Origin of the sequence: Agrobacterium sp. CCNWLW155 (assembly GCF_036888815.1) — a bacterium.
GTDB lineage: Bacteria > Pseudomonadota > Alphaproteobacteria > Rhizobiales > Rhizobiaceae > Agrobacterium > Agrobacterium radiobacter.
The window spans coordinates 339199-365579 of the sequence record NZ_JBAKFW010000003.1 but is presented as its reverse complement, the minus strand read 5'-3'; the positions used below and the strand labels follow the sequence as shown (position 1 = coordinate 365579).

Here is a 26381-nt window from a genome sequence, read left to right as displayed (position 1 = left end):
CCGGCGACGGGGAAAATGAAAAATCTGACTTTAATTCGGGAGGAGTTAAGAATGAAAATCAGATTGTCGACTTTGATGGGCGCAACAGCCGCCATCCTGCTTTCCGCTCTGGCGGCGCAGGCACAGACCACGCTGAAATGGGCCCATGTTTACGAAACCTCCGAACCGTTCCACACGGATTCGGTCTGGGCCGCAGAAGAAATCGCCAAGCGCACTGATGGCCGCTACAAGATCGATGTCTTTCCGGCTTCTCAGCTTGGCAAGGAAGCCGATATCAATCAGGGCCTGAAGATCGGCACTGTTGATATCATCATTTCCGGCTCGAGCTTCGCGGCGCGTGACTTTAAGCCGATCGGCGTCACCTATTTCCCCTATATCTTCCGCGATCCGAGCCATTTGATCGCCTATACCAAGAGCGACATCTTCAAGCGCCTCGCCAAGGGTTACGAAGATAAAACCGGCAACCACATCGCCGCCGTCAGCTATTACGGCACGCGCCACACCACATCGAACAAGCCGATTGCCGCCTGCGCCGACATGGCCGGGCTGAAGATGCGTGTTCCCGATGTTCCAGCCTATCTCGCCATGCCGCGTGCCTGCGGTGCCAACACGACGCCGATTGCCTTTGCGGAAGTCTATCTGGCGCTCCAGAACGGCACCGTCGATGCACAGGAAAACCCGCTGACCACCATCGAGGCGAAGAAGTTCTTCGAAGTGCAGAAGAATATCGTCTTGACCGGTCACATCGTCGACCACCTCAACACGGTGATTTCGAAGAACCTCTGGTCGCAGCTTTCCGATGACGACAAGAAAATCTTCACCGAGGTCATGCAGCAGGCCGCCGAGCGGACCACCAAGACAATCGATGAACGCGAAAAAAGCCTCGTCGAAGACTTCAAGAAGCGCGGCCTGACCGTCGCCGAAGTCGACAAGGCCGACTTCGAGAAGAACGTCATCGAAAAAGTGAAGTTCGAGGACTTCGGTTACGACAAGGCCGACTGGGAAGCCATTCGCGCCGTCAAGTGAAGCAAGATCCGGTGCGGCTTTTTTGCCGCACCGCCCTTTCTCTCCAGACGGGATATCTCAATGTCGCAGGAAATCCATACTCAGGTCACGCCTGAGGAACTCGCCCATACATTCGACGAGGCGCCGCCCGAGGTCGATCTCAAGGTCTATGCATTCGAGGACTGGGTCACGCTCGGCCTTTTCTGGCTGATGACGGGCTGTGTGTTCCTCCAGTTTTTCACCCGCTACGTGCTTAACAACAGCTACGCCTGGACGGAGGAAATCGCCGTCAACTGCCTGATCGGCGTGGTGTTTCTGGGCTCGGTCATGTGCGTTCGCATGTCGCGTCACATCCAGGTGGATGTGCTTTATCACTATGTGCCGCCGCAGGTGGCCCGCGTCATGTCGATCCTTGTCGATGTGCTGCGTATCGTCTTCTTCGCTTACACATCCTGGCTGATGTGGCGCTATCTGGAAATCGTCGCAGATGAGGAGATGGTAACCGTAGCGCTTCCGCGCAACATCGTCTTCTACACGGTTCTGGCCGCTTTCGTGCTGATGTTCTTCCGGTCGGTGCAGGTCTTCATCGACAATATGCGGCGTGGCTATTCCGTTCTGGAGCGGCCCGAAGAATTCCAGAGCGCGGGGGATTGATCAGATGCTGCTTCTTATCGGCTCATTTCTTCTGCTGATGCTGATCGGCCTGCCGGTCGCCATTTCCATGGCCTCGGCCTCGCTGCTCTACATCGTGTTCTACAATGTCGCGCCTGATATCATCGCGGCGCAGCGCCTGATTGCAGGTGTCGAGAGCTTCCCGCTTCTGGCCGTTCCCTTCTTCATCCTTGCCGGTAATCTCATGAACACGGCAGGGGTGACGGGACGTATCTACTCCTTCGCGGTCGCGCTCGTCGGCTGGATGAAAGGCGGCCTGGCACAGGTCAACATCATCGGCTCGGTGATCTTTTCCGGCATGTCCGGCACGGCGCTTGCCGACGCCGCCGGTATCGGCACCATCGAAATCAAGGCCATGAAGGACCACGGTTATCCGGTCGAAGCGGCCGTCGGCGTCACCGCCGCTTCCGCGACGCTCGGACCGATCTTCCCGCCATCACTGCCCTTCGTCATTTACGGCATGATGGCGAATGTCTCCATCGGCGCGCTGTTCATGGCCGGCATCATTCCGGGTGTCGTCATGACGCTGCTGATGATGATCACGGTTGCGGTCTTCGCCTATATCAAGGGCTGGGGCTCCGATACGCCCTTCAGCCTCAGAACCATCTTTGGTGCATCAATAGAAGTCTTCGTGGTGATGATGGTGCCGCTCGGCATCTATATCCTCACGGCATTTGGCCTGTCGCTGAACCTGTCGATCCTGATCGTGCTGGTCATCCTGCTCGCCTGCGACTGGTATTTCGACTTCTCCGCCGTGATGGCGCTAATGACGCCGGTGATCCTGATCGGCGGCATGACCATGGGCTGGTTCACACCGACGGAAGCAGCCGTCGCGGCCGTGCTCTGGTCGCTGTTCCTCGGGCTCGTCCGTTACCGCACGATGACCTTCAAGACGCTGGCGAAATCGACCTTCGACACCATCGAGACAACTGCCTCGGTGCTCTTCATCGTCGCGGCAGCCTCGGTCTTCGCATGGCTTCTGACTGTCAGCCAGGCGGCGCAGCTTCTGTCTGCGGCGATCCTGACGATCACCGACAGCAAGTGGATCTTCCTCGTGCTGGTCAATCTCTTGATGCTGTTCGTCGGCTGCTTCCTCGATACGATTGCGGCCATCACCATCCTCGTGCCGATCCTGTTGCCGCTGGTGCTGCAATTTAACATCGATCCGGTGCATTTCGGCCTTATCATCACGCTCAACCTGATGATCGGTCTGCTGCATCCACCACTTGGCATGGTGCTGTTCGTGCTCTCGCGCGTGGCAAAACTCTCCGTCGAACGCACCACCATCGCCATCCTGCCGTGGCTGGTGCCGCTGTTCGTCGCATTGCTGCTGATCACCTTCATTCCCGCAATCACGTTGTGGCTGCCGACCGAAATGGGCCTGATCCGCTGACGAAACCCCTGCCCGCGCGGTTCGCCGCGCGGGTTCATTCATTCCATACACAGACATGAGGGCATCGTCATGCAGACACGCGTGGCACGTCTATACGGCCAGAAGGACATTCGCGTCGAAACGCAGGACCTCGTCGAGCCGGGTCCCGGCGAAGTGCTGCTCACTATGGCGGCGGGCGGCATCTGTGGCTCCGATCTCCATTATTACCAGGATGGCGGCTTCGGCCCGGTCCGGGTGCGTGAACCGATCATCTGCGGGCATGAGGCATCCGGCCATGTACGGGCGCTGGGGGAAGGCGTCAACGGGCTCGCCATCGGCCAGCTCGTCGCCGTCAATCCCTCGCAACCCTGCGGCCATTGCCATTTCTGCCAGAAGGGCCAGCCGATCCACTGCCTTGAGATGCGCTTCATGGGCAGCGCCATGCGCCTGCCGCACGAACACGGCATGTTCCGCGACCGGCTCGTGGTTCCGGCAAAACAATGTACAACATTTTCAGACGCCACCTCGCCCGCCGAAGCTGCCTGCACCGAACCGCTCGCCGTCTGCCTGCATGCCGCAGCGCAGGCCGGCGATCTCGCTGGCGCGAAGGTGCTGGTGACGGGGGCCGGGCCGATCGGGCTCTTGACCATCGCCGCGGCCCGCCATGGGGGTGCAAGCATCATCGTTGCGACCGATCTGACCGATGCGGCGCTGGAACGTGCGCCAGCCATGGGTGCGGATCGCACGATCAATGTCGCGAAGGATGCCGAGGCGCTTTTACCCTATCAGGACAACAAGGGTTATTTCGACGTTATTTTCGATTGCTCCGCCGCTGGCCCCGCGCTCCGCAGCGCCTTCGCCTGCGTGCGTCCGCGCGGCACCATCGTGCAGGTGGGCGTGACCGGCGATATTACCATTCCGCTCAATGCGCTGGTGGGCAAGGAAATCCTATGGCGCGGCTCGCAACGCTTCCACGATGAATTCGCCATCGCCGCGGGGCTCATCTCCACCCGCAAGATCGATGTGCGGCCAATCATTTCCCACAGTTTCCCCCTTGGCGAGGCGAAAGCCGCATTCGAACAGGCCGGAGACCGATCCGCGGCCTGCAAGGTGCAACTGACATTTTCCGCAGAATGATATTTGAGGACTTAAGATGAGACATACATGGCGCTGGTTCGGCCCGGTCGACAGGGTCACGGTTCAGGATGCGGCTCAGGCGGGGGCGGAAGGCATTGTCAGCGCGCTGCATCACATCGCCACCGGTGACGTCTGGCCGGTCGACGAGATCGCCAAACGGCATGAGGCCATCAAGGCCGGCGGTCTTTATTGGGACGTGGTGGAAAGCGTGCCGGTTTCCGAGGATATCAAGACCCAGACCGGCGATTGGAAAACCCATATATCCAACTGGCAGGAGACGCTGCGCCGCCTTTCCGCCTCCGGCATCCGCACCGTCTGCTACAATTTCATGCCCGTGCTGGACTGGACCCGCACCGACCTGCGCTGGGAAACCAAACACGGCGCGAAGGCGATGCGCTTCGATCTTACCGATTTCGCCGCCTTCGATATTCACATCCTGAAGCGCCCCGACGCAAAGGCCGATTATCCGGACTGGCTGGTAGAAGAAGCGACAAAACGCTTCACTGAGATGCCGGATACAAAAATCGCAGCGCTCGGGCGCAATATCGGCGCGGGTCTGCCGGGCTCGGCGGATGGTTATACGCTCGCCCAGCTTCTGGAAAAGCTGCGCTCCTATCACGGCATCAACCGCGAAAGGTTGCAGCAGAATCTGGTCGACTTTCTCTCCGAGGTGACGCCGGTTGCCGAAGAAGTCGGCATCAACATCTGCGCCCATGGCGATGATCCGCCGTGGCCGCTGCTCGGCCTGCCGCGTATCCTCTCCACCGAGGCCGACTATGCCCATATGCTCTCAAAGGTCGATAGCCGCGCCAATGGCGTGACGCTCTGCACCGGCTCTCTCGGCGCGCGGGCGGATAACGACCTGCCCTTCATCGCCAGCCGTTTTGCCGACCGCATCCATTTCGTGCATCTGCGCAACGTGACGCGCGACACCGACACCGTGCCCTGCTCCTTCTTCGAAGACGAACATCTGGAAGGCGGAACCGACATGGTCGCCGTCATCGCCGCACTCGTCACCGAAGAGGCGCGCCGCCGGGCGGAGGGCCGTGAAGACCACACCATTCCAATGCGCCCCGATCACGGCCAGGAAATTCTCGACGATCTGACGCGCGGCGCGCAACCCGGTTATCCCGCCATTGGCCGGCTGAAGGGGCTTGCGGAACTGCGCGGCATCGAGCGCACGCTGTCGCACAGCCGCTTCGGTCTTGCGAACGGCAAAGGCTGAACAGGAGAATTGACCGCGGACGGTTCCGTCAGCCTGCGGTCAACCGCGCCCGGAAAAAGAGATAGGAGAAGGTTGCAAGTCCTCCGGCAACCACTCCAGCGGCTTTCACGGCGCCGTCCGTCAGCTGCGGATGGCGTGTCGGGGACAGGAATTGCAGCGCCTCGATCCCGAAAGCCGCGACAATGCCCGCTATAATGATCGCCAGCCAATAACGCGGATAGGCCAGCACGAAGGCGGCAGAGCAGAAGGCGAAGGCGGCGGCGCGGTCTATGCCAACAGTCGTCAGCGTATGCGGCCGAAATCCGATTGGGCAGATTGTAACGATCACGATCAGCAGCAGAACCGACCAGGCGACATATTTCGGAAGTCTATTTGTCATCATGGCGTCACAATAAAGCGCCGTGCGCGTAAACGGAAGCGGGTCTTTTTCACGCCTCGCCCAATTAATCACACTTTTCGGTCAGATAGTTGAAAAACCGGCTTTCGCTCAAGCCCCACACGGGCTAAGGCAGAAGGCAACCGGGCGAGGATCGCGGCTGATGGCGTTTGCGCTGTCGCTTTTCGGTCTGGCGTTACGGTGTCGGGTGGATTTTCCACACAGGATCAGATTTTCAGGGAAGAGCACAATGAGTTTCAAGCCGCACGGCAAACATCTGGTTGCAGGAGAATGGGTCGCAACGGAAGCAAAATTCCGCAGCGAGCCTGCACATGGCGAAGCTTTCGATTTTTCGGTCGGCACCGTCGATCTGGTGAATGCGGCCTGTGAAGCTGCCGAAGAAGCCTTCTGGAGCTACGGTTATACCACCCGCGAAGAGCGCGCCGCATTCCTCGACACCATCGCCGATGAGATCGAAGCCCGCGCCGACGCCATCACCGAAATCGGCTCGTCCGAAACCGGCCTGCCCGCGGGACGCCTGCAGGGCGAACGCGGCCGCACCGTTGGCCAGCTCCGTCTCTTCGCTTCGCATATCCGCAAGGGCGACTATCTCGACCGTCGCCATGACGAAGCGCTGCCGGATCGCCAGCCGCTGCCGCGCCCGGATATCCGTCTGATGCAGCGTCCGATCGGCCCCGTTGCGGTCTTCGGCGCCTCCAACTTCCCGCTCGCCTTCTCCACGGCCGGCGGTGACACCGCAGCGGCTCTGGCAGCTGGTTGCCCAGTGGTTGTCAAGGGTCACTCCGCCCATCCCGGCACCGGCGAAATCGTTGCCGAAGCCGTTCTCGCCGCCGTTAAGAAGCACAATCTGCATCCCGGCGTCTTCTCGCTGATCCAGGGCGGCCGCCGCGATGTCGGTTCCGCGCTCGTGCAGCATCCGCGCATCAAGGCGGTCGGTTTCACCGGTTCGCTCGCCGGCGGCCGCGCGCTCTTCGACCTCTGCGCACAGCGCCCCGAGCCGATCCCCTTCTTCGGCGAACTCGGTTCGGTCAACCCGATGTTCCTGCTGCCGGAAGCCGTTTCTGCTCGCGGTGAAGCCATTGCCAAGGGCTGGGCGGGTTCGCTCACCATGGGTGCCGGCCAGTTCTGCACCAATCCGGGCATTGCCGTCGTTCTTGCCTCGCAGGCAGACACGGTCGCGGAAACCGCGCGTACTGCTCTTTCCGAAGTCGGCCCGCAGGTCATGCTGACCGATGGCATCGCTTCGGCCTATCGTGATGGCCGCGACCGCATCGCTGCCGGCAACGGCGTGCGCGACGTGCTGACCACCTCCTGCAACCTGCGCAATGCAACACCTTATCTCTACCGTGTTGCCGGCAAGGACTGGGTTGCCAACCATGCACTCGCAGAAGAAGTCTTCGGACCGCTCGGCCTGATCGTCACGGTCGAAAGCGCAGAAGAAATGATCGAAGTCGCCAAGAGCTTCGAAGGCCAGCTGACGGCAACCCTGCATCTCGATGCCGGCGATGCCGAACTCGGCCGCAAGCTGCTGCCGATCCTGGAACGCAAGGCGGGCCGCGTTCTCGCCAACGGCTTCCCGACCGGCGTTGAAGTCTCCGAAGCCATGGTTCACGGCGGCCCCTACCCGGCCTCCACGAACTTCGGCGCAACTTCGGTCGGCACCATGTCGATCCGCCGCTTCATGCGCCCGGTCTCTTATCAGAACATTCCTTCGGACGTTCTGCCGGAAGACATTCGCTAATCACTGAAAAGGCAGGCGCGGCAATGCGCCTGCCTTCAGCGCCGGAACCTCCGCTTCCGTCATCCTCGGGTCAAGCCCGAGGATGACGTCGCGTTTGCGGCCTGACACGGAAGCTTCAACGCTTCACCGATACACACTTTCCAGATTTTCAGCAGTACGACGTCCACGTCGGTTGACATGGACCCTGCGCATAATGCTAATACGTCTCTCGTAACGTAATAACATTACACTCATTCTCAAAGACCCGCTATCGGTTCGAACCCGTATGAGGATGACAACGTCTGGAAGGAACACCATGAGATTTTCCCTTCATCACCATTTCGGTATGAGCGCACTCGCCACATGCCTTGCGCTTGCCACGCCGCTCGTTCCAGGCATGGCGCTGGCAGAAGAAAGCAGTGACAGCATCAAGGAATGGCGGCTATTCGTTGCCGATCACAGCCAGCCGGTGGTGCGCGCAATAGATTTCGAAACCGGCAAGGAGCTCGGGCGCTACGATCTGAAGGGCTATGCGGCGCTGACCGCCAGCGCCTCCGGCAAGACGGTTTTTGCAACACAGTCGGATGCCGACATGGTGCATGTGATCAAGACCGGCATCGTTTTCTCCGATCACGGAGAGCATCGCGATCTGGATGTGGAGGATACCGCGCTTTTACCCGTCACCTTCGAAGGCAAGCGCCCTTTTCACGTCGTGCCGCATGACGACCATGCGATCCTTTTTTATGACCGTGGCGGCAAGGCAGACATCATCGACGAGGCGGCCCTGCTGGATGGCAAGGCCAAGGTCCGCACCGTCGACACGACAGCGCCGCATCATGGCGTGGCGGTGACGCTGGGGCGCTTCGTTCTGGTTTCCGTGCCGAATACCGAGATCGAAACGAAACCCGATACACTGCCGCCGCGCATCGGACTGCGCGTTCTCGACAGGGAGGGCAAGCAGGTTGGCGAGCAGGCGGCATGCACCGATCTGCATGGCGAGGCGACGTCCGCACGGCTTGTCGCCTTCGGCTGCAAGGAAGGCATTCTCGTTGCCCGCCCGGGCGGCGCCGATGGTCCGAAGCTTGAAATGCTGACCTATCCCGAGGATTTCCCGAAAGCCTATACCGGCACACTGCTTGGCGGCAAATCCATGCAGTTCTTCCTCGGCAATTACGGTGAGGACAAGGTCGTCCTGATCGATCCTGATAGCAAGGACGCCTTCCGTCTGGTGGAGCTGCCGACCCGGCGCGTGGATTTCATCCTCGATCCCGCCAATCCGCGCAACGCCTATATTCTGACGGAAGACGGTGACCTGCATGTGCTTGATGTGCTGGAAGGCGCGATTACCCGCAAGGCAAAGGTCACCGAGCCCTACAGCAAGGACGGCCATTGGCGTGATCCGCGCCCGCGTCTGGCCGTTGCCGATGGGCAGGTCGCGATCTCCGATCCGCGCCATTCACTCATCCGCGTGGTAGATGGGGAAAGCCTGAAGGAAACCCGCACGGTCACAGTGGAAGGCCAGCCTTATTCCATCGTCGCCGTCGGCGGCTCCGGCGCTTCGCATTGATACCAAAGCAAAGAAACCCCGTGCGCCCGACAGACGCACGGGGTTTTCTAATTTTGAAGAGACGTATCCTCAGGCAGACTGCACAGCCTGTATCTTCTCGATACCGCCGACGATGCCGGCGAAATCCTGCCAGACGCCCTGAGCACCCTTGCGCCATTCATCCAGCGCTTCCGGCTGCAGCACCTTGCCGCCCTTGGAGAGTGCAAGCTCGACGGACTTCGTCTCGTCTTCAACGATCAGCTGGTTGAAATATTGCGCACCTTCGCTGGAGGCTTCCGAAAGCACCTTCTTTTCCTCATCATCCAGCTGGTTCCAGAAGGTCGCGCCGTAATAGACGACGCCCGAGGCCCAGATATGGCCGGTCTCGGTCATATAAGGCATGACCTCGTAAAGCTTGAAGCCGGCATAGGCGGATTTGGTGAGGTCCATGGCGTCGGCCACGCCGGTCGCCAACGCATTATAGGTTTCGGTGATTGGAATGCCGACCGGCGTGGTGCCAAAGGCGCTCCAGAGCTTGGTGTGCAGCGGGCTCTGGATGACGCGGATCTTCTTGCCTTCCAGCTGCTCCGGCCGGGTCACCGGCTCTTTGGTCAGCAGATGGCGTGCGCCGTAATTGATGAAATCGGCGGCGACGAATTGTTGCGCGGCGAGTTTCGTCTTCAGCCCGTTGCCCGTTTCGCCCGTCACCACCTTACGCACATGGTCAGCATCGCGGAACAGGAAGGGCAGATCGAGGATCTGTAGTTCCGGCACCCAGCCGGAAAGCGAGGAAACCGTGGAGAGGCTCGCCTGAACCGATCCGAGACGGATATTCTCCGCCACTTCCTTTTCGCCGCCCAGCGCGCCGCTCTTGACGATGTTGAAGCGGAAACGGCCGGGCAGTTTCGCTTCCACCAGTTCACTGATCTTCACCCAGATTTTCGTTTCCGGCTTGTCGTCGGCAAAAAGCGACGCGACGGTCAGGCTGCGGGTTCTTGCATGTGCGGTGCGAATGAAGGCCGGTGCGGCGAGCGTTGCCGCGCCAAAGGCGGAGAGTTTGAGGAGATTGCGGCGATCGATAATAGTCATGAATAAAACCCCGGATTTAGAAGAAAATGGCCCAGACGCACAAAATGGCAAGGGAAACGAGAAGAGAGACGAGATAGGGGACGACGGCCCGGAACAGTGCTGTCGCCGGAATACGGGTGACACCACTGACCACAAAGATGAGCATGCCGAGCGGCGGCGTCAGGCCGTGGATCATGAGATTGACCACCAGGATGACACCGAAATGGATCGGATCGATGCCGGCAGCCACGGCGGCGGGCAGCAGGATCGGACCGAACAGCAGAATGGCCGCGCCGATATCCAGCACCAGACCAACCACGAGCAGGATGAGATTGGAGAGCAGAAGCACCGCGATCTTGCTGCCGCCAAGTAACGTCACGAAGTCAGTGACAAGGCCGGAGACATTATCGACCGCGAGCAGGAAGGCGAAAGGTCCGGCCGTGCCGATCAAAAGACCGATGGCCGCTGCCTCACCGGCGGATTGGCGGAAAGTCGCGAAAATGCGGCCCGCACCCAGCCGGTAACCGAAGCCGAGAAGCAGCGTGTAAAGCGCCGCAAGTGCTGCGGCCTCCGTGGTGGTGACGATGCCGATGCGGATGCCGACCACCACGATGACGCCAAGACCGAAGGCCGGTATGGCGGCGATGGCCGAGCGCCATCGCTCCGTTCCCGTGGCGCGCGGCAAAGTATCGACGCTGCGCACGCTGAAATGGATCGCTACCGCTAGGCAAACCGCCATCAGCCCGCCGGCAAAGAAGCCGCCAACCAGCAGCGAGCCGACCGAAAGGTTGGTGGCCGTTGCGAGGATAAGAAACGCGATGCTGGGCGGAATGACGTTGTCCAGCACCGAGGTGGCGGCGATGATCGCGCCGGCCTGCGCCGGCGGATAACCGTGCTTTACCAGTTCCGGCTGGAAGGTGGAGGCACCGAAGGCGGCATTGGCGACAGAAGAACCGGATGCGCCGGAAAACAGCACGCTGGTCAGAAGCGTCGTCTGCGCCAGCCCAGCCCGCCGGTGGCCGACCATGGAAGCGGCGAAACGAACCAGCTGGTTGGCCACACCCGATTCCGTCAGCAGGCTTCCGGCGAGCAGGAAGAAGGGGATGGCGAGCAGCAGGAATTTCGACATGCCTGTTACGGTCGAGGACACGATGGCCGGCTCCGGCAAGGTGCTGCCGAAGGCGATCGCCACGTAAGCCGCGGCGAGGAAAGCATGGGCGAGCGGTGCCGCCAGCACCAGCCCCAGCGCCGCCGTCAGCGCCAGAAACAGGCTTGGCGGCAGGTTCGTATCGATAAACACTTCCGGCAGGCCGAAATAGGCCACGACTGCGATGGCCAAAGACGCGAGAACGGCGAGCGCCTTGCCTTCACTGACACGCTGAAGCGCCAGATAAAGAAGGATCAGCGCACCGCCCCCACCGAGAAAGCCGAAACGCACCCATTCCGGCAGACCAAGCGTCGGAGAGGTGCCGCCCAGCATCGCCGCGATTTCAACCCCGCCGAAGGCGAGGATGAGCGCTGCGACGAAGGAGAAGGCATCCGCCAGAACTTCGGTTGCGGCATGAAAACGCTCAGGCAAAAACCGCACGAAAACATCGAGGCGCATGGCAAGCGCACTTTTGAGACTGAGCGGCGCGCCGACCGCGATCATCGCAACATGCAGCCAGATGCCGAGGTCTTCCGCACCGATGAAGCCGGTGTGAAACAGATAACGCAGGGTGACATTGACCAGCACCACCACGAGAAGCGTGGCAAGGATGGCGGCGGCGACCGCACCGAGCGCCTTGTCCAGAACGGCGAGCACACGCTCGGCCACGCGTTGCGGGCCGATGCGCCTTTGTGCTGATATCGTTGCCGGACTTGCCGTCATGTCTTTCTTCTCCACTCCCAAAGCCATGCTCAGGAGGCCTTTGCCGAGAGGTCGCGGTCGAACAAAGTCGACCAGGTGAATTGTTTCGCCGACGAGACTTCACGCGACACGTCAATACGCGGCAGGACCTTTTCGCCGAAGCGAAAAGCTTCTTCCAGCAATGGCATGCCGGAAAGGATAAAGGTATTCACGCCCGCCTTCTTATAGGCCTCCAACGTGCGGATGACAGTATCCGGCGAACCGACAATCGCCGTTCCCGGCCCGGGCCGAACAAGACCGATGCCGGCCCAGAGGTTGGGCGCGATTTCAAGATCGCGCAGGTTCTCAGGCTTCTGCCCGCCATGCATTGCCGTCATGCGCTGCTGGCCGACGGAATCCGTCTTGCCGACGAAACGCTGGTTTGCAGCAATCGCGTTCGCATCCATACGGCCATAGAGATCGGCGGCGGCGGCCCAGGCCTCTTCATCCGTATCACGCACGATGACATAAAGGCGGATGCCGTATTCCAGCTCGCGGCCGAGCTTTTCCGCGCGCGCCTTGACCAGATCGACCTTAGCACCAATCTGGTCCGGCGTTTCACCCCATGAGAGATAGGTCTCGACATGTTTGGCGGCAACGTCGATCGCCTTATCCGACGAACCGCCGAACCAGAGCGGCGGCGGCTCTATGCCCTGCCCCACTGGCAGAGCGAGCTTTGCGCCCTCCGTCTGGAAATATTGGCCCTTGAAATCGACCGTCTCACCGGCGAAAAGCCGGTGCCATATCTGCAGATATTCATCCGCCATCTCGTAACGCTCGTCATGCGGCATGGTCATGCCATAAGCGCCGAGCATCTTCGCATCGCCCGAAACGACATTGATCAGCAGGCGTCCGCGCGAAAACTCCTGAAGCGTTGCCGCCATCTTGGCAAGCAGGGTCGGCGCGACAAGGCCCGGATGAATGGCGACCAGAAACTTCAGCCGCTCGGTATAGGAGAGCAGCGCGCCCGCCAGAACCCAGACGTCATGCGCGCCGGTGGCAAACAATGCGCCGGTGTAACCAAGCTGGTCGTAAGCCAGCGCCAGCTGCTTGTAATAACCGAGATCGACCTTGCGGGATCCTTCTGGCTGCCAGGGATAGGCGCCATCGGGCGCGCACATGTACCAGAAAACATTCATCTGTCGCCTCCCGCGCTGGCTGATTGACCCGTCAGAACCGGTAAAGAGAAATGACCGTGCCTGTAAAGCGTATCGGCCTCCTCCTGCTGTTCGGCAAGGATATTTTCGGCGGCGGGCACTACCGAAAGATCGCGCGAGCGCAGCACCTTTGCCCATGACTGCGCGTCACCCTCGCTGCCCGGCTCGGCGGCGAGAAGAGCCGCGGCCCCGTCGATATCCGCCATCACGGCCCGACCGACACGGTCGAGTTCCGCCGCAAGCGCCTGCCTTGTCTCCGGTGTTATGTCGTGGCGTGCCAGCGTCCAGAACAGCGAGCGGTTGGGAATGGTGGAGCCGCACCGGACCAGAAGATTGATCCCGTCATGCGTAAGAGCTTTTTCGAGCCGTGGCGACATCGTCACCCAGGCATCGACGCGGCCTTCGACTAGATCGTGCAGGCTGTCGCTGTCGCCGCTTTCGATGCGCGTCACATCCGCAAGACCAAGCCCGGCCCCTTCCAGACTGCGCGCCAGAAGATAGGTATGAAAAGAGCCATCGATCAGCGATATGCGCTTTCCCGAGAGATCGGCGGCGGAGCGGATCGGGCTGTCGCGCCGCACGAGGATCGCGCCATTTGCGGGTCTCGGGGCCGAGGCAGCGATATAGGCTGCGGAGAGCCCGCGCGCATCCGCCTCGATGGGCGGCGTCGAGCCCGTACCGCCGAAATGGATGTCGCCCTTTTCCAGAAGCGCCGCCGTATCGCGCCCCTCGCGATAGGGCACGAATTCCGGATCAAATTCTTTGAAAGCACCGGGCCAGAGCCGGGCGAGCCGCAAATGCAGATTGTTGGGATGGACCCCGATTTTCATGTCGACACCTCATTTCGCAATCAATCTACTTTTTTATAGAGTGTTTTCGAGGAACGTTTTGGCGATCCTCCGCCGGAAAGCGAAAGAGAAATCTACTAATCCTGTAGATTTTAAAAAATGCTTGATCTGACCAAAGTGAGCTTCATCAAGCCATTGAAATTTATCGCAATACAATTTACTTTTTTATAGTTTGAAAAATGGGCCTGTAGTCGTGACGAAACCGGTTTCCAATCTCATCTGCCGCAGCGTGGTGGAGGCGAGTGAGCTTTTGAAGCTTGTCGCCAATGCCAATCGCCTGGCCATCGTCTGTTATCTCATGGAAACGGAAGCCTCCGTTTCCGCACTGGAATACGAACTCGGCATCCAGCAGCCAACGCTTTCCCAGCAGCTTGCCGAATTGCGTGACGCCGGTGTCATCGAAGGCTCGCGGGAAGGCAAACAGGTGATCTATCGCGTCACCGATCCGCGCATCGTCCAGCTGGTTCTGACATTACGCGGTCTTTATACTGACCTATCCGACGTGACCGGCAAGAAAGGCAGGCGGGCTTTGCCATTAGATGAGGCGATGTTCGATTAGCATGATCGACCTTTACACCTAGATCACCCCCAACGGCCTGAAAATCTCGATTGCGCTGGAAGAACTCGGCCTGCCCTATGTCAGCCACGCCATAGACATCGAAAAAGGCGAGCAATTCTCAGCCGATTATAGCCGCATCAATCCCGGCTCGAAAATCCCGGCGATCGCCGATCGCGACAATGGCACCGTTGTGACGGAATCGAACGCGATCCTGATCTATCTCGCCGAGAAAGTCGGGCGGCTTCTGCCGGCCTCCACTGCTGCGCGGCTGACCGTCACCGAATGGCTGATGTGGCAGGGCGCCAATTTTGGCCCCACACTCGGTTATGCCCATTATTTCCTGACCTACAATGCCGGACAGGCACCCTTTGCCGAGACGCGTTTCGCCGCGGATGTGGAGCGCCTCTACCGGACATTGAACGACCGGCTGACGGGTCGGGAATTCATCGCCGGTGATTTTTCGATAGCCGATATCGCCATCTGGCCATGGGTCTCGCGTTTCGCGCGTCACAAAATCGACCTCGACGACTATCCGGCGGTACAGCGCTGGTATCGCCACCTCGGACAACGCGAAACCTTCCGGCGCGGTTACCGCGTGCCTTTCGCGACCTCTGACGTACCGGGTCTTTAACCTGCTTTAACAGGCGACAAGGTGGCCGGGCGAAACCTCGCGGTACTCACGCGGTTTCACCACGTAATCGACCGCGCGGATTGGGCTTTTCAGCTCGTCATTCGCGGCATTTCGCCGGGTGTTTCTGCGATCCGGGTCCGGCACCGGCACGGCGGCCATCAGCTTGCGGGTATAGTCATGCTGCGGATTATCGAACACCGCCGCGCGCGGGCCGATCTCGACGATTTCGCCGAGATACATCACCGCGACACGGTGACTGACGCGTTCCACCACCGCCATGTCATGGCTGATGAACAGGAAGGCGAGATCGAGGCTCTGCTGCAAATCCAGCATCAGGTTGATGACCTGCGCCTTGATCGAAACATCAAGCGCCGAAACGCTCTCATCGGCGACAATCACCTTCGGCTGGAGCGCTAGCGCGCGGGCGATGCAGATACGTTGCCGCTGACCGCCCGAGAATTCGTGGGGGTAACGCACCGCCATATCGGGCGAGAGACCAACCTTTTTGAGCATATCGGCCACCACATCCTTCGCCTCACGGGCGCTTCCCATGCGGTGTTCCAGAAAGGGTTCGGCAATCGCCGCACCCACGGTCATGCGCGGATTGAGCGAGGCATATGGGTCCTGAAAGATCATCTGCACCGTCTTGCGCATCTCGCGCATGCCTGATTTGTCGAGAGCGAGAATATTCTCGCCATTGACCACCACCGAACCGGCAGTCGGCTCGATCAACCGCATGATGGCTCGTCCCGTCGTCGATTTGCCGCAACCACTTTCGCCCACCAGCGACAATGTTTCACCGGCCCGCAGATCGAAGGACACGTTTTCCACCGCATGCACGCGACCGCTGAGCCGGCCTAACAAACCGGAGTGAATATCGAAGTGTTTGGTCAGCCCCTCCACCTTGAGCACTGGCTGAGCGCTCGCGTCGACGGTATCGCCCGGGCGCGCCGGCTGCTGCGTTTCGCCTGTGGTGGTGTTGACGATGGGAAACCGGAGCGGTCTTTCCTCACCCGTCATGGAACCCAGAACCGGAACGGCGGACAAAAGCGCGCGGGTATAGGGATGTTTGCCGCGATGGAAGATATCGGCCGTCGCGCCGACTTCCACCTGCTCGCCGCGATACATGACGACGGTGCGGTCGGCGATCTCAGCCACCACACCCATATCATGGGTGATGAACAGAACCGACGTGCCTTCCTCTTCCTGAAGCGTCTTGATGAGGTCCAGTATCTGGCCCTGAATGGTCACATCGAGCGCGGTCGTCGGCTCGTCGGCAATCAGCAGCTTCGGGCGGGAGGCCAGCGCCATGGCGATCATCACGCGCTGGCGCATGCCGCCGGAAAAGCGATGCGGATATTCATCGAAACGCGATGCGGCCGAGGGAATACGGACCTTTTCGAGAAGGCGGATCGTTTCGGCCCGGGCATCCGCTTTCGACATGGGCTGATGGCACAGCAGGGCCTCGGAAATCTGGTCGCCGATGGTGAAGAGCGGATTGAGACTGGTCATCGGCTCCTGAAAGATCATCGCAACCTCGTTGCCCCGCACCTGCCGCATGGCGTCTTCGGAAAGCGACAGCAAGTTGCGTCCGCCGAGCAGGATTTCGCCCTGAACCCTGCTGCTTTCACGATCCAGCAGCCGCATGATGGAGAGCGAGGTAACACTTTTGCCCGATCCGCTTTCACCGACGATTGCGACCGTCTCGCCCGGCCCAACATCGAAGGAAATATCACGCACCACGGGTTTCCAGCCGCCATCCACGTGAAAGGACGTGGTGAGGTTGCGGACGGAAAGCACGGCATCTTCGGCACCAAGCGGTGCTGCCTGCGGCATGGTCATGATCGTTCCCTTCTTGTCGTTAGGTTTTGGCGGTGCCAGCGGTCGAGCCTTAGTCCGGCCAGCGCAGCATGCCGTCGAAACGATGGCGGCTACGGTCGTCGAACGGAGTGGCAATGACCTCGTTGGAGGCGCGCGCCTTGTCCAGTTCCTCGGCCAGACGCGAAGCCACGATGGTTTCCTGTCCGGGGTGAAGGTTGCATGGGTCGAGATAGAAATAGTGGTGTTCCACCTCGTGGTCGCGGGTGATGATCGGAGGATTACCCCTGGCCAGCGCCGTCGTCAGGTCCCACGCGGTGATATGCGCTTCTTCGGCATTGATGATGACACGCATCCGGTCGAGCGGGTTGTTGGTCGGGTCGGGCTCGATCAGCGCCGTCACGCCGGGGCGTCCATCCAGTGTCTTTTTCCAGAGGTTGAGATAGCCGGTCTCGCGCTCACGGATGCCGGCATGGTCGCGCTTTTCCCAGGCTTCCAGCGCCGCCATGACGCCGTAAATGCTCTCCTTGCCGACCTTCATGCCGCGGCCAATGCCCATATTCTGCAGGAAGGCGTTGCGCACCAGTTCTTTCTTGCCGGTCACGATGCCTGACGTGGGGCCGCCGAGGAACTTGTGGCCGGAATAGAGCACCACATCCGCTCCCGTGGCCAGAAACAGCTTCAGGTCATATTCGGAAGCGGCATCGACGATGACAGGCACACCCTTGGCATGGGCGATTTCGACGAATTCGGAAAGATGCAGCAGGCCGTAGTCGACAACATGGTGCGAAACGACATAAACTGCCGCCGCCGTCTTTTCGGTGATGGCGTTTTCCATGTGGAAACGATGGGTGGATGTCGCCTGCCCGACCAGCACCACCTTGCCGCCGCCGAGCCGGATCGCCTGATCCACCGGTGCGCCATAGCTCACCACATGGCCCATCTGCACCAGAACCTCGTTCTTTTCCGGGGTCACATCGGGCAGCTTTTCGATGGCCAGAAGATTGTTGCCGGTGATCGCACCCGCCACCGCAAGGCTGATGCCGGAGGAGCAGGAGGCCGTGACGAAACCGGCCTCGCCGCCCGTCAGCCTCGCAATCACCGCGCTTGCCTTGCGCTGCAGATCGTTGATCTCGACAAATTGCGGCAGGATGGCCGCCATGGCTTCAACCGCTTCCGGAACGACGATGGAAGCGCCGAGCGAGGTCATGGTGCCCGAGACGTTGATGACCGGGCGAAGGCCGATCCTGCTTCTGATATCCTCGGTCATGTCTTTCTCCTGTCTTTGCGATGCGTTGGGCATCGACATATATGCCATAATAATGTAATAGCTTCTCAAAATTCATGAGGAGCCGGAAATTGGACGCCCATAAGCTGGACGAAATGCCTTCAACCGCCGTGTCTCCCACGGAAGAAACCCCGGACGCGAAGGCGGCCAAACGCTCGCGCGTCAGCGGCATCGACCGCGCTCTTCAGGTGATTGATTATCTTTACGAAACCGGATCGCCGGCTGGCGCTTACGCCATTGCCAAGGCAATCAAGGCGCCGCTTTCCACCGTCTATGTGATCGTCGACGATCTCGTCGAAAAGAACATGCTGGCCCGCAATGCCGACGGCAACATCTGGCTCGGCGCGCGGCTTTATCACTACGGCCTTGCCTATGCCCGCTCGCTGGATTTCATGGGTGTTGCCACGCATGAAATGCATGATCTCTGCCGCCACGCTGGCGAAACCGTCCAGCTTTGCGGTCGCGACGGCGACCATATGCTTGTTCTGGCCATGGCCGATGGGCCGAGCCATTTCCAGGTCGCGTCCCGCGTCGGCACCCGTGTTCCGCTGAACTGGACGGCGTCCGGCCGCCTGCTGGTCGGCCATCTGCCGGAGGCGGAACGTCTCGAACTTTTCCGGCGCTGCGCCCGTTCTTCGCCGACTGGCCGCGCGGAGATCAACCCGGAGACGCTCTCGCAATCGGCGGCGGCCGCCTTTCATGACCGGCTGTCGATACAGGTCGCCGAATCCGATTACGCCGTCGCCTGCATAGCCTCGCCGATCTGCGATAACAGGGGTGAATGCGTCGCGACGATCTCCATCGTGCTGCCGGAACAGAAGGTGCTGGCGGACGAGAACCACTACACCGAACAGGTCAGGGTCTCGGCGGAACGGATCGAAAAGCTGATGGGCTGGCGCAACCATTAAATAGCCTCACCCCTTGAGCGCGACGATCGCTTCGATCTCGACGGTGATATTGCCCGGCAATGAGCCGAAACCTACGGCGGAACGAGCATGTTGCCCGGCATCGCCGAACACGTTGATGAAGAGATCGGAGCAGCCGTTGATGACGCTCGGATGATCGCGGAAATCGCTGACGGCATTGACCATGCCGAGCAGCTTGACCACCTTCTTCACCCGCGCCAGATCCCCCAACGCCTCATGCATGACGGCAAGCAGATTGATGCCGGTGAGGCGCGCATGGTTATAGGCCTCTTCCAGCCCGATTTCCGCGCCCACCTTGCCGGCATAAAGATGGCCGTTTTCCTCCCGCGGCCCCTGCCCCGAGAGGTAAAGCATGTTGCCTTCCACCACATGGGTGACGAAATTGGCAATCGGCGGCGGCGGCGGCGGCAGGGAGATGCCGAGCGCGGCAAGCCGGTCATAGGGCGAAAGATGCTCTTCTGCATCAAGCGAAGACTGTTTCACGCGAATTCCTCATAATGCCGGGACGGGTATCCCGTCGTGTCTGCGGAAGGCGAAAGGCAATGCCCTCCGCCGTTCCAGTCGGGGTCAGCGCCAGGAATAACCATGGCTGTGGCGCACAAGCTTGCGCGCCCTCGGGATATAGCGGCTGGCGGTGATCGCTTCCGCGCCGATGACCGCGTAACGCGGCTCGAACAGGCGCTTCAGACGCGACACGTCACCATTGGAATCGGTCGCTTCGAGATCGGCATCGACAAGATCGAAGACAGTGAAATCAGCGCGCTGGCCGACATCGAGGCGGTTTTCCATATCGAGGCGAATGATGGAGGCCGGGTTGCGGGTGACGGCTTCGACCACCTTTTCGAAGGGCATATCGACCGACAGCAGCTTCGACATGGTCGTCGCGAGATCCCAGACCGGGAAATTCATCGAATGGCCATGCAAATCCGTGGAGATCGAGAAGGGCAAAAGGCCACGCGCAATCGCCGCTTCCGCCACCTTGAAGGAGAAGGATGCGCCGCCATGGCCGATATCCAGCCGGATGCCTTCACCGGCGCAGCGTTCGGCAAGGTTGAACAGGTCCTCGTCTTCCATGATGCTGGAGCCCGACTTGCCGTTGAAGCAATGCGTCACGACATCGCCGGGGCCGAGAATTTCCAGCACCTCGTCGTAGAGTGCCGGCGGTTCGCCCACATGCACCATCATCGGCACTTTCAGGATCTTGGCGATCTTCTTGCCGAGCTTGACCGGCGTCACACCCCAGGAGCCGGTGATGACGTGGCTCGCACGCACCTTGATACCGACAATATGCTCGCTGTTTTCGGCGTAACATTCGAGGATTCGATCAAGGTCGATATCCTTGATGTCGCGCAGTTCCGGCACGCGGTTGCAGGCGACAAGCCCGATGGAGCCGAGATTGAGGAAGGCCTTGATGCGTTCCTTCGAGGGCTCGATGATATATTCGCGGAAACCGTGGAAATTCGCCTCACCCGCCGAACCGGCATCCACCAGCGTGGTCACGCCGCGCTCGGCCCCGCATTCGGAAGGGCGGATGGAGATGTCGGTGCCGCCGTGCCAGATATGGACGTGCAGATCGACCCAGCCGGGCGAGATGAAGGCGCCCTTGGCGTCGATACGCTGCGCATCCGCGGGCGCCTGCAGCGCAGAGCCTACCGCGGCAATCTTGCCATCGCCACCGATCAGAATATCAGTCGAGGCCTGGGACGCCCCCTTTCCGAAACCGACGGGTTTGACATTGGTGAGAAGAATGGGAGCTTGAAGAGGCGCTTTCGCCTGTTCACCGGACGTCATATTACAAATCCCTTCGCAGTCTTGGGTCGAGCATGTCCCGCAGCCCGTCGCCGACCATTTGCAGCGAGAGCACGGAAAAAATGATGGCAAAGCCGGGGAAGTAGGTCATCCAGTCCGCCTGACCGATATATTGGCGGCCGGCGGAAATCATGGTTCCCCAGGTGGGTATTTCAGGGCTGACACCAAGTCCCAGAAACGAAAGGCCGGCCTCGGCCAGCATGGCGCTGGCGAACAGAAAGGTGCACTGCACGAGGATCGGCGAGACGAGATTGCGCAGCACATGCCGCGTCATGATGTGGAAGGTGGAAATGCCAAGCGCCTTGGCCGCCTCCACATAGGGCAATTCGCGGATCACCAGCGTCGAGGCGCGCACGATGCGGGCAAGGCGCGGCGAGTAGACGACGGCAAGAGCAATGATGACAGTCGTCAGCGACGGTCCGAGCGCTGCCACCAGCGCAATCGCCAGCAGAATATCCGGAAAAGCCATCATGGCGTCGATCAGCCGGGCGATCGGCGTATCCAGTTTCTGGAAGAAACCGGCGAGCAGGCCGAGCGTGATGCCGATCAGCGCCGAAAGCGCCACCACCGCGGCCCCGACCAGAAGCGACAGTCTTCCAGCGTAGATGGTGCGGGAGAAGACGTCACGGCCAAACTCATCGGTGCCGAACCAGTAGAGTTCGCTCGGCGGTTTCAGGCGATTGACGATCGACAGTTTCGACGGTGAATAAGGCGCGATCATCGGTGCGAAAACCGCAAGCAGCACGAAGATGAGCAAAACGATGAGACCGGCGGCAACCGTCTTGCGCTTCAGCAGACGCCGAATGAACAGGATGCTCGGGTTGCGCGCCGGCGGGGCGGTGGAAACAATATCGGCCATCAGTAACGAACCCTCGGATCGACCAGCAGGTAGAGCATGTCGATTGCAAAATTGATGAGCACGTAAAGCCCGGCGATGACGAGAAGCGCGCCCTGAATGACCGGATAATCGCGTCGCAACACGGCCGACACGACGAGATTGCCGATGCCGGGCAGGCCGAAGACGGTTTCTGTGACGACCGCGCCGGAAATCAGTACGGCGGCGGTGAGACCAAGCACGGTCAGGATGGGAATGAGCGCATTCTTCAGCGCATGTTTCATCACCACCCGCCGCTCCTTGACACCCTTGGCTCTGGCGGTACGGACGTAATCGTCGCCGAGAACATCCAGCATCGAGGCGCGGGTGAAACGCAGAATGAGGGCCGAGGAAACGAGGCCGAGCGCGATTGCCGGCAAGGTCAGGTGATACATGCGCTCGAGGAAGCTCGCGCCCGGACCGCCATATCCCGAGACCGGGAACATATCGAGCCGGACGGCGAAGAACTGCATGAGGATGAGGCCGAGCCAGAAGCTTGGAATGCTCGCCGCCAGCATCGCAATGGTGGTGGCGGCCTGATCCACGAAGGAACCGCGCCGGTAAGCGGCATAGATGCCGATCGGAAGCGCGATGACGCTGGCGATCAGCAGCGAAAAGATCGTCAGGAAGAATGTCGGCTCCGCCCGGTCCAGCAGGGCCGATCCAACAGGCATGTTGAGAAAGATCGACTGGCCGAGATCGCCCTTCAGCAATTGGCCGATATAATAGACATATTGCACGCCAAGCGACTGATCGAGACCGAGCCGGGTGCGCAGCTCCGTTATGTCCTGCGCCGAGGCATCCGGCCCCAGCATCACGGAGGCCGGGTCTCCGGGTGTGACGCGCAGAATGACGAAGACAATGGTGACGACGAGGAACATCACCACGACCATTCCGGCAAGTCTCTGGAAAATATACCGTATCACGAATAAGGGCTCCCAATGGCACAAGCGGCGGACTGCTCATGCGCGATAGTTGAAGCGAAACTGCTGAAGGGTGCCGGCAGCCCGGCACCCGATTGCCGTCCTGGCCTTATTTCGTGACCGAGGCATTCCAGAAATAGGGCCACGGAGCCGGATCGACGCCTTCCAGCTTGTTGGACTTGGCCGCCACGGCATTGAAGTCGCCGATCTTGAGGAGCGGCAGCTCGGCATAGATCGTCTTCTGCACATTGGCCCAGAGCGCGATGCGTTTGTCCGGATCGGCTTCGGAGGTGAAGGCGTCAACCGCAGCCTTGCGCGTCGGCGTGTCCCACCAGCCCGGCGAACTGGTCGAAAGCGCGCCCATCAGCGCCGGTTCAGGCAGGAAGGGGCTGTGGCTGATATAGATGTCCCAGAGCTTCGGGTCGGCGCGGCGTTGCGTCAGCGTCGCCCAGTCCACCACCTGCATATCCACCTTGAAGCCGGCAAGCTTCAGATATTCCGCGGCAACCTGCGCCATCTTGTAGTGGAACTCATATTGGCGGCTAGTGAGAATGCGCAGCGGCTCGCCATTATAACCGGCCGCTTTGAGCTTTTCGGCAGCGGCTTCCGGGTTGCCGACATTGTAGTTGCCCTCGACGCCGTCTTCCGTGTGCCAGGAGAAATTGTCGGGATAATAGGCGCCGTCAAGCGCATAAAAATCCTTGCTGCCGAAAGCGGCTGCCAGCATGTCTTCCATGTTCAACGCCTCGGTTACCGCCTTGCGGACCTCAAGCTTGGAAGAAAGCCCCTCCTTGGTGTTGAACACGAAGACCGGGAAACCGAAAGGCTTCAGCATCAGCGGCTGCGACGCCGCCGACGACTTCACCTTGTCGAAGGATTCCACCGGAATGGAATCGACATAGTCATACTGGCCGGAAACAGCGGCTTCGACGCGGGTGTTCGGATCGGGTACCGGAACGAAGCGGATTTCATCGAGATATTGATGGCGTGCGCCACCATAACCGTCGCTTTCGCCGTCGCGGGACTTATAGCCGTCGAAACGGACGAGCTGGATATACTGGTCGGCCTTGCGTTCCTTCAGCATATAGGGACCGGTGCCGATGAATTCGGCCATTGGCTCCGCCTGCTTTTCAGCGGGCAGGATGATCGCCGCCGAATTGTTGAAGGCGAGCAGCGAGGTCAGCGGCGCATAGGGCTGCTTGAGGGTGATCGCCACCGTCCCTGCGTCAGGCGCGGAGATATTTTCGATGAAGCCGGCTGCCTGCTTGCCGCGCGAGGCGATCTTCATCCAGCGGCCAAGCGAGGCGACGACATCTTCGGACGTCATGTCGCTGCCGTCATGGAACTTGATGCCCTGCCGCAGCTTGATCGTGTAGGTTCTACCATCAGCACTGATCTCGGGCAGGCTTTCCGCCAGAAGCGGCGTCACCTTCCAGCCCTTGTCGAAGGTATAGAGTGTTTCGAAAATATGCTGCGTGACGATGCCGACGAGATCGGCGGTAGACGCCATGGGATCAAGTGTCGGCGGCTCACCGATCGTCGCGACATTGATGACGCCGCCCTTCTCCGCGGCCATCATTACGTTAGGTGCCAACAGCAAAGCGACAGTGGCGAGAAATGCAAGTTTACGTCTCATGGTCAAGCTCCCAGCTCTTATGTGTTCCATTATTATGTTATATGCATCTTTATAACAGAATATCTTGATACATCGCCGTGTCAATGAGAATGAGGCATGGCGATGAGTTTCCGTGATCGGCGAAACGCGAGGCAGGTTTGCGCGGGAGGCGGCAACAGGTTGTAAGGTGATGGAAAAATGGGGATTTTACCCAAAATACAGCGCACCAAAAAATCCAACTCTTCCAGCCGGGACGGCGGGAATGACGGCAGGCGTTCGGCTGTAAAGGAAGAAAGGGAATTAAGAACGTTGGATATTTCGCATTTGCGAACAAAGTGCTATTAAAGATCAGACCAACATCAGATCACCACATACATACCAGCACATTCTTATTAGTCGTTACGCAATTCATCACCGCCAGCCGTATTTTTAAAGGCTGCAGACAGACCTGATATTCTACACCGCCGAACTTTACTCCAAGGCGGAACATTCATTTTTATTACGTTGAAATTATTGGGGAAATTATGAAGACGGCAATCGTGCATGACTGGCTCACCGACAGAGGTGGCGCCGAAAAAGTGCTTCACAACCTTCTTGAAATTTATCCTCACGCGGACCTCTATTGCCTCGTCGATTTCATGAGCGAGCGGGACCGGGGGTTTCTCGGCGGGCGTCCCGTCAACACCTCCTTCATCCAGAAACTGCCCTTCGCCCGAAAAAAATACCGCTCCTATCTGCCACTGATGCCGCTCGCCATCGAGCAGTTCGATCTGAGCGGCTATGATCTGGTGATTTCCTCGAGCTACGCGGTCGCCAAGGGCGTCATCACCGGGCCGGGCCAGTTTCACGTCTCCTATATCCATAGCCCCATCCGCTACGCCTGGGACCTGCAGCACCAATATCTCAAGGAAACCAGATTGACGCGCGGCTTCGCCTCATGGATCGCGCGCGCCGTTCTTCACTATATCCGCATGTGGGACATCCGCACCGCCAACGGCGTCGACCTGATGACGGTCAATTCCAAATTCATCCGCAACCGGGTGCGCAAGTGTTATGGCCGCGATTCCACCGTGATCTATCCGCCGGTGGACACGTCCCATCTTTCCCCGTCCGACCTCAAGGGTGACTATTTCGTCACGGCGTCGCGGCTGGTGCCTTACAAGAAGGTGCACCTTATCGTGGAAGCCTTTGCAAAGATGCCGGACAAACGGCTGGTCGTCATCGGCGACGGACCGGACATGAAACGCATCCGCGAAATCGCCGCGCCGAATGTCGAAATCCTCGGTTTCGTCGGCAATGAGGAGCTTCACAAGTATATGGCCGAGGCCAAGGCCTTTGTCTTTGCGGCAGAAGACGATTTCGGCATCGTGCCCGTCGAATCCCAGGCGCTCGGCACACCGGTCATCGCCTATGGCAAGGGTGGGGTGCTGGAGACCGTTGTCCCTCTCGGCGCCTCCAACCATCCGACCGGCCTTTATTTCGGTGAGCAGACACCGGAAGCGATCTGCGCCGCCGTACAGGAATTCGTCGACAATTCCGATCGCTTCGACAAGAACGCCTGCATCAACAATGCCGCTCGCTTCTCGCGCGAGCGTTTCCTGCGGGAATTTGCGGATACCGTGAATTTCGCGCTGGCTGAGCGGGCATGACGAGCTAATAAAAACATTTATAAAACAATTGATTAGAACTCAATTAAATCAACCGCAAAAGAAACCGCGCAAGCGTGACAAAACTGCACTAGCGCAATGCGGTAATCAAAGAGATTATGGCAGCCGACTGAATATTGAAGCACAACAATACTGACACCATCAGGGGATTAAAACATCGTGCCTCGCCCGAAATTTTTCGGTGCAGTTGAGCGATGATCAGCTTGAAGCATCGCCTGAAACTGGGCATATGCCTG

General features: G+C 59.8%; 23 protein-coding genes. 11 read left to right on the top strand and 12 right to left on the bottom strand.

The window, feature by feature from the left end:
- Nucleotides 1–51: 51 nt before the first annotated feature.
- The 5 genes from V6S97_RS14175 (at nt 52) to uxuA (ending at nt 5411) form a co-directional block, all read left to right on the top strand.
- The gene (locus V6S97_RS14175; RefSeq protein WP_003506490.1) at nt 52–1026 is read left to right on the top strand and encodes a sialic acid TRAP transporter substrate-binding protein SiaP; all 975 of its coding nucleotides are present in this window, start codon (nt 52–54) and stop codon (nt 1024–1026) included.
- A gap of 60 nt (nt 1027–1086) precedes the next feature.
- Nucleotides 1087–1659 carry a TRAP transporter small permease gene (locus V6S97_RS14170; RefSeq protein WP_003506488.1) on the top strand — a complete coding sequence of 191 codons (573 nt, stop codon included), beginning with the start codon at nt 1087–1089 and terminating at the stop codon, nt 1657–1659.
- A gap of 4 nt (nt 1660–1663) precedes the next feature.
- Nucleotides 1664–3070 (top strand): TRAP transporter large permease, encoded by a 1407-nt coding sequence (locus V6S97_RS14165; protein WP_003506486.1) that lies wholly within the window; start codon nt 1664–1666, stop codon nt 3068–3070.
- 69 nt (nt 3071–3139) lie between these two features.
- A complete protein-coding gene (locus tag V6S97_RS14160; protein WP_060726878.1) occupies nt 3140–4186 on the top strand; it encodes an L-idonate 5-dehydrogenase in 1047 nt (348 codons plus the stop codon).
- A 16-nt stretch (nt 4187–4202) separates the two neighbouring features.
- Nucleotides 4203–5411 carry a mannonate dehydratase gene (uxuA, locus tag V6S97_RS14155; protein ID WP_087745567.1) on the top strand — a complete coding sequence of 403 codons (1209 nt, stop codon included), beginning with the start codon at nt 4203–4205 and terminating at the stop codon, nt 5409–5411.
- Nucleotides 5412–5439: 28 nt separating this feature from the next.
- Here the strand turns inward: uxuA and V6S97_RS14150 are convergent, their stop codons facing one another.
- A complete protein-coding gene (locus tag V6S97_RS14150) occupies nt 5440–5793 on the bottom strand; it encodes an antibiotic resistance protein VanZ (RefSeq protein WP_153315996.1) in 354 nt (117 codons plus the stop codon).
- Nucleotides 5794–6037: 244 nt separating this feature from the next.
- On the opposite strand from V6S97_RS14150, the gene V6S97_RS14145 reads away from it, so the two are divergent.
- Together V6S97_RS14145 and aztD are read left to right on the top strand one after the other, a co-directional pair.
- Entirely contained in the window at nt 6038–7549 is a 1512-nt protein-coding gene (locus V6S97_RS14145) for an aldehyde dehydrogenase (NADP(+)) (RefSeq protein ID WP_003506480.1), read from the top strand.
- Nucleotides 7550–7844: 295 nt separating this feature from the next.
- Entirely contained in the window at nt 7845–9095 is a 1251-nt protein-coding gene (gene aztD, locus V6S97_RS14140; protein ID WP_003506476.1) for a zinc metallochaperone AztD, read from the top strand.
- 69 nt (nt 9096–9164) lie between these two features.
- Here aztD and V6S97_RS14135 read toward each other — a convergent pair whose 3' ends face one another.
- The 4 genes from V6S97_RS14135 to V6S97_RS14120 are packed head-to-tail and all read right to left on the bottom strand — an operon-like array spanning nt 9165 to nt 14017.
- On the bottom strand, nt 9165–10163 hold the full coding sequence (locus V6S97_RS14135; RefSeq protein WP_087745572.1) for a TRAP transporter substrate-binding protein: 999 nt from the start codon (nt 10161–10163) through the stop codon (nt 9165–9167).
- Nucleotides 10164–10179: 16 nt separating this feature from the next.
- Entirely contained in the window at nt 10180–12012 is a 1833-nt protein-coding gene (locus V6S97_RS14130; RefSeq protein WP_087745574.1) for a TRAP transporter large permease, read from the bottom strand.
- Between the two features lie 29 nt (nt 12013–12041).
- A complete protein-coding gene (locus V6S97_RS14125) occupies nt 12042–13169 on the bottom strand; it encodes an LLM class flavin-dependent oxidoreductase (RefSeq protein WP_087745576.1) in 1128 nt (375 codons plus the stop codon).
- Nucleotides 13166–14017 carry an ABC transporter substrate-binding protein gene (locus tag V6S97_RS14120; protein ID WP_087745578.1) on the bottom strand — a complete coding sequence of 284 codons (852 nt, stop codon included), beginning with the start codon at nt 14015–14017 and terminating at the stop codon, nt 13166–13168. The genes V6S97_RS14125 and V6S97_RS14120 overlap by 4 nt, the downstream gene beginning before the upstream one ends.
- A gap of 211 nt (nt 14018–14228) precedes the next feature.
- Between V6S97_RS14120 and V6S97_RS14115 the strand changes: the two genes are divergently transcribed.
- Together V6S97_RS14115 and V6S97_RS14110 are read left to right on the top strand one after the other, a co-directional pair.
- On the top strand, nt 14229–14594 hold the full coding sequence (locus tag V6S97_RS14115; protein ID WP_003500789.1) for an ArsR/SmtB family transcription factor: 366 nt from the start codon (nt 14229–14231) through the stop codon (nt 14592–14594).
- A gap of 22 nt (nt 14595–14616) precedes the next feature.
- Complete coding sequence (locus V6S97_RS14110; RefSeq protein WP_334427196.1) at nt 14617–15225, top strand: glutathione S-transferase family protein; 609 nt, start codon at nt 14617–14619, stop codon at nt 15223–15225.
- A 6-nt stretch (nt 15226–15231) separates the two neighbouring features.
- On the opposite strand, the gene V6S97_RS14105 is transcribed toward V6S97_RS14110, so the two are convergent.
- Together V6S97_RS14105 and V6S97_RS14100 are read right to left on the bottom strand one after the other, a co-directional pair.
- Nucleotides 15232–17067: an ABC transporter ATP-binding protein gene (locus V6S97_RS14105; RefSeq protein ID WP_087745581.1), complete on the bottom strand. Its 1836-nt coding sequence runs from the start codon at nt 17065–17067 to the stop codon at nt 15232–15234.
- A 49-nt stretch (nt 17068–17116) separates the two neighbouring features.
- Nucleotides 17117–18313: an aminotransferase class V-fold PLP-dependent enzyme gene (locus V6S97_RS14100; RefSeq protein WP_087745755.1), complete on the bottom strand. Its 1197-nt coding sequence runs from the start codon at nt 18311–18313 to the stop codon at nt 17117–17119.
- 89 nt (nt 18314–18402) lie between these two features.
- Between V6S97_RS14100 and V6S97_RS14095 the strand changes: the two genes are divergently transcribed.
- Entirely contained in the window at nt 18403–19239 is an 837-nt protein-coding gene (locus tag V6S97_RS14095; RefSeq protein ID WP_161974202.1) for an IclR family transcriptional regulator, read from the top strand.
- Nucleotides 19240–19245: 6 nt separating this feature from the next.
- Here V6S97_RS14095 and V6S97_RS14090 read toward each other — a convergent pair whose 3' ends face one another.
- The 5 genes from V6S97_RS14090 to V6S97_RS14070 all read right to left on the bottom strand — a co-directional run bounded on the left by V6S97_RS14090 (nt 19246) and on the right by V6S97_RS14070 (nt 24499).
- Nucleotides 19246–19740, bottom strand: a complete 495-nt coding sequence (locus V6S97_RS14090; RefSeq protein WP_020808498.1) for a RidA family protein — start codon at nt 19738–19740, stop codon at nt 19246–19248.
- A gap of 84 nt (nt 19741–19824) precedes the next feature.
- Complete coding sequence (locus tag V6S97_RS14085) at nt 19825–21048, bottom strand: amidohydrolase/deacetylase family metallohydrolase (protein WP_087745585.1); 1224 nt, start codon at nt 21046–21048, stop codon at nt 19825–19827.
- A gap of 1 nt (nt 21049) precedes the next feature.
- Complete coding sequence (locus V6S97_RS14080; RefSeq protein WP_020808496.1) at nt 21050–21925, bottom strand: ABC transporter permease; 876 nt, start codon at nt 21923–21925, stop codon at nt 21050–21052.
- On the bottom strand, nt 21925–22866 hold the full coding sequence (locus V6S97_RS14075; RefSeq protein WP_162691900.1) for an ABC transporter permease: 942 nt from the start codon (nt 22864–22866) through the stop codon (nt 21925–21927). The genes V6S97_RS14080 and V6S97_RS14075 overlap by 1 nt, the downstream gene beginning before the upstream one ends.
- 106 nt (nt 22867–22972) lie before the next feature.
- Complete coding sequence (locus V6S97_RS14070) at nt 22973–24499, bottom strand: ABC transporter substrate-binding protein (RefSeq protein ID WP_112356376.1); 1527 nt, start codon at nt 24497–24499, stop codon at nt 22973–22975.
- Between the two features lie 503 nt (nt 24500–25002).
- Here V6S97_RS14070 and V6S97_RS14065 point away from each other — a divergent pair.
- On the top strand, nt 25003–26127 hold the full coding sequence (locus V6S97_RS14065) for a glycosyltransferase family 4 protein (RefSeq protein WP_003506450.1): 1125 nt from the start codon (nt 25003–25005) through the stop codon (nt 26125–26127).
- Nucleotides 26128–26381 lie beyond the last annotated feature (254 nt).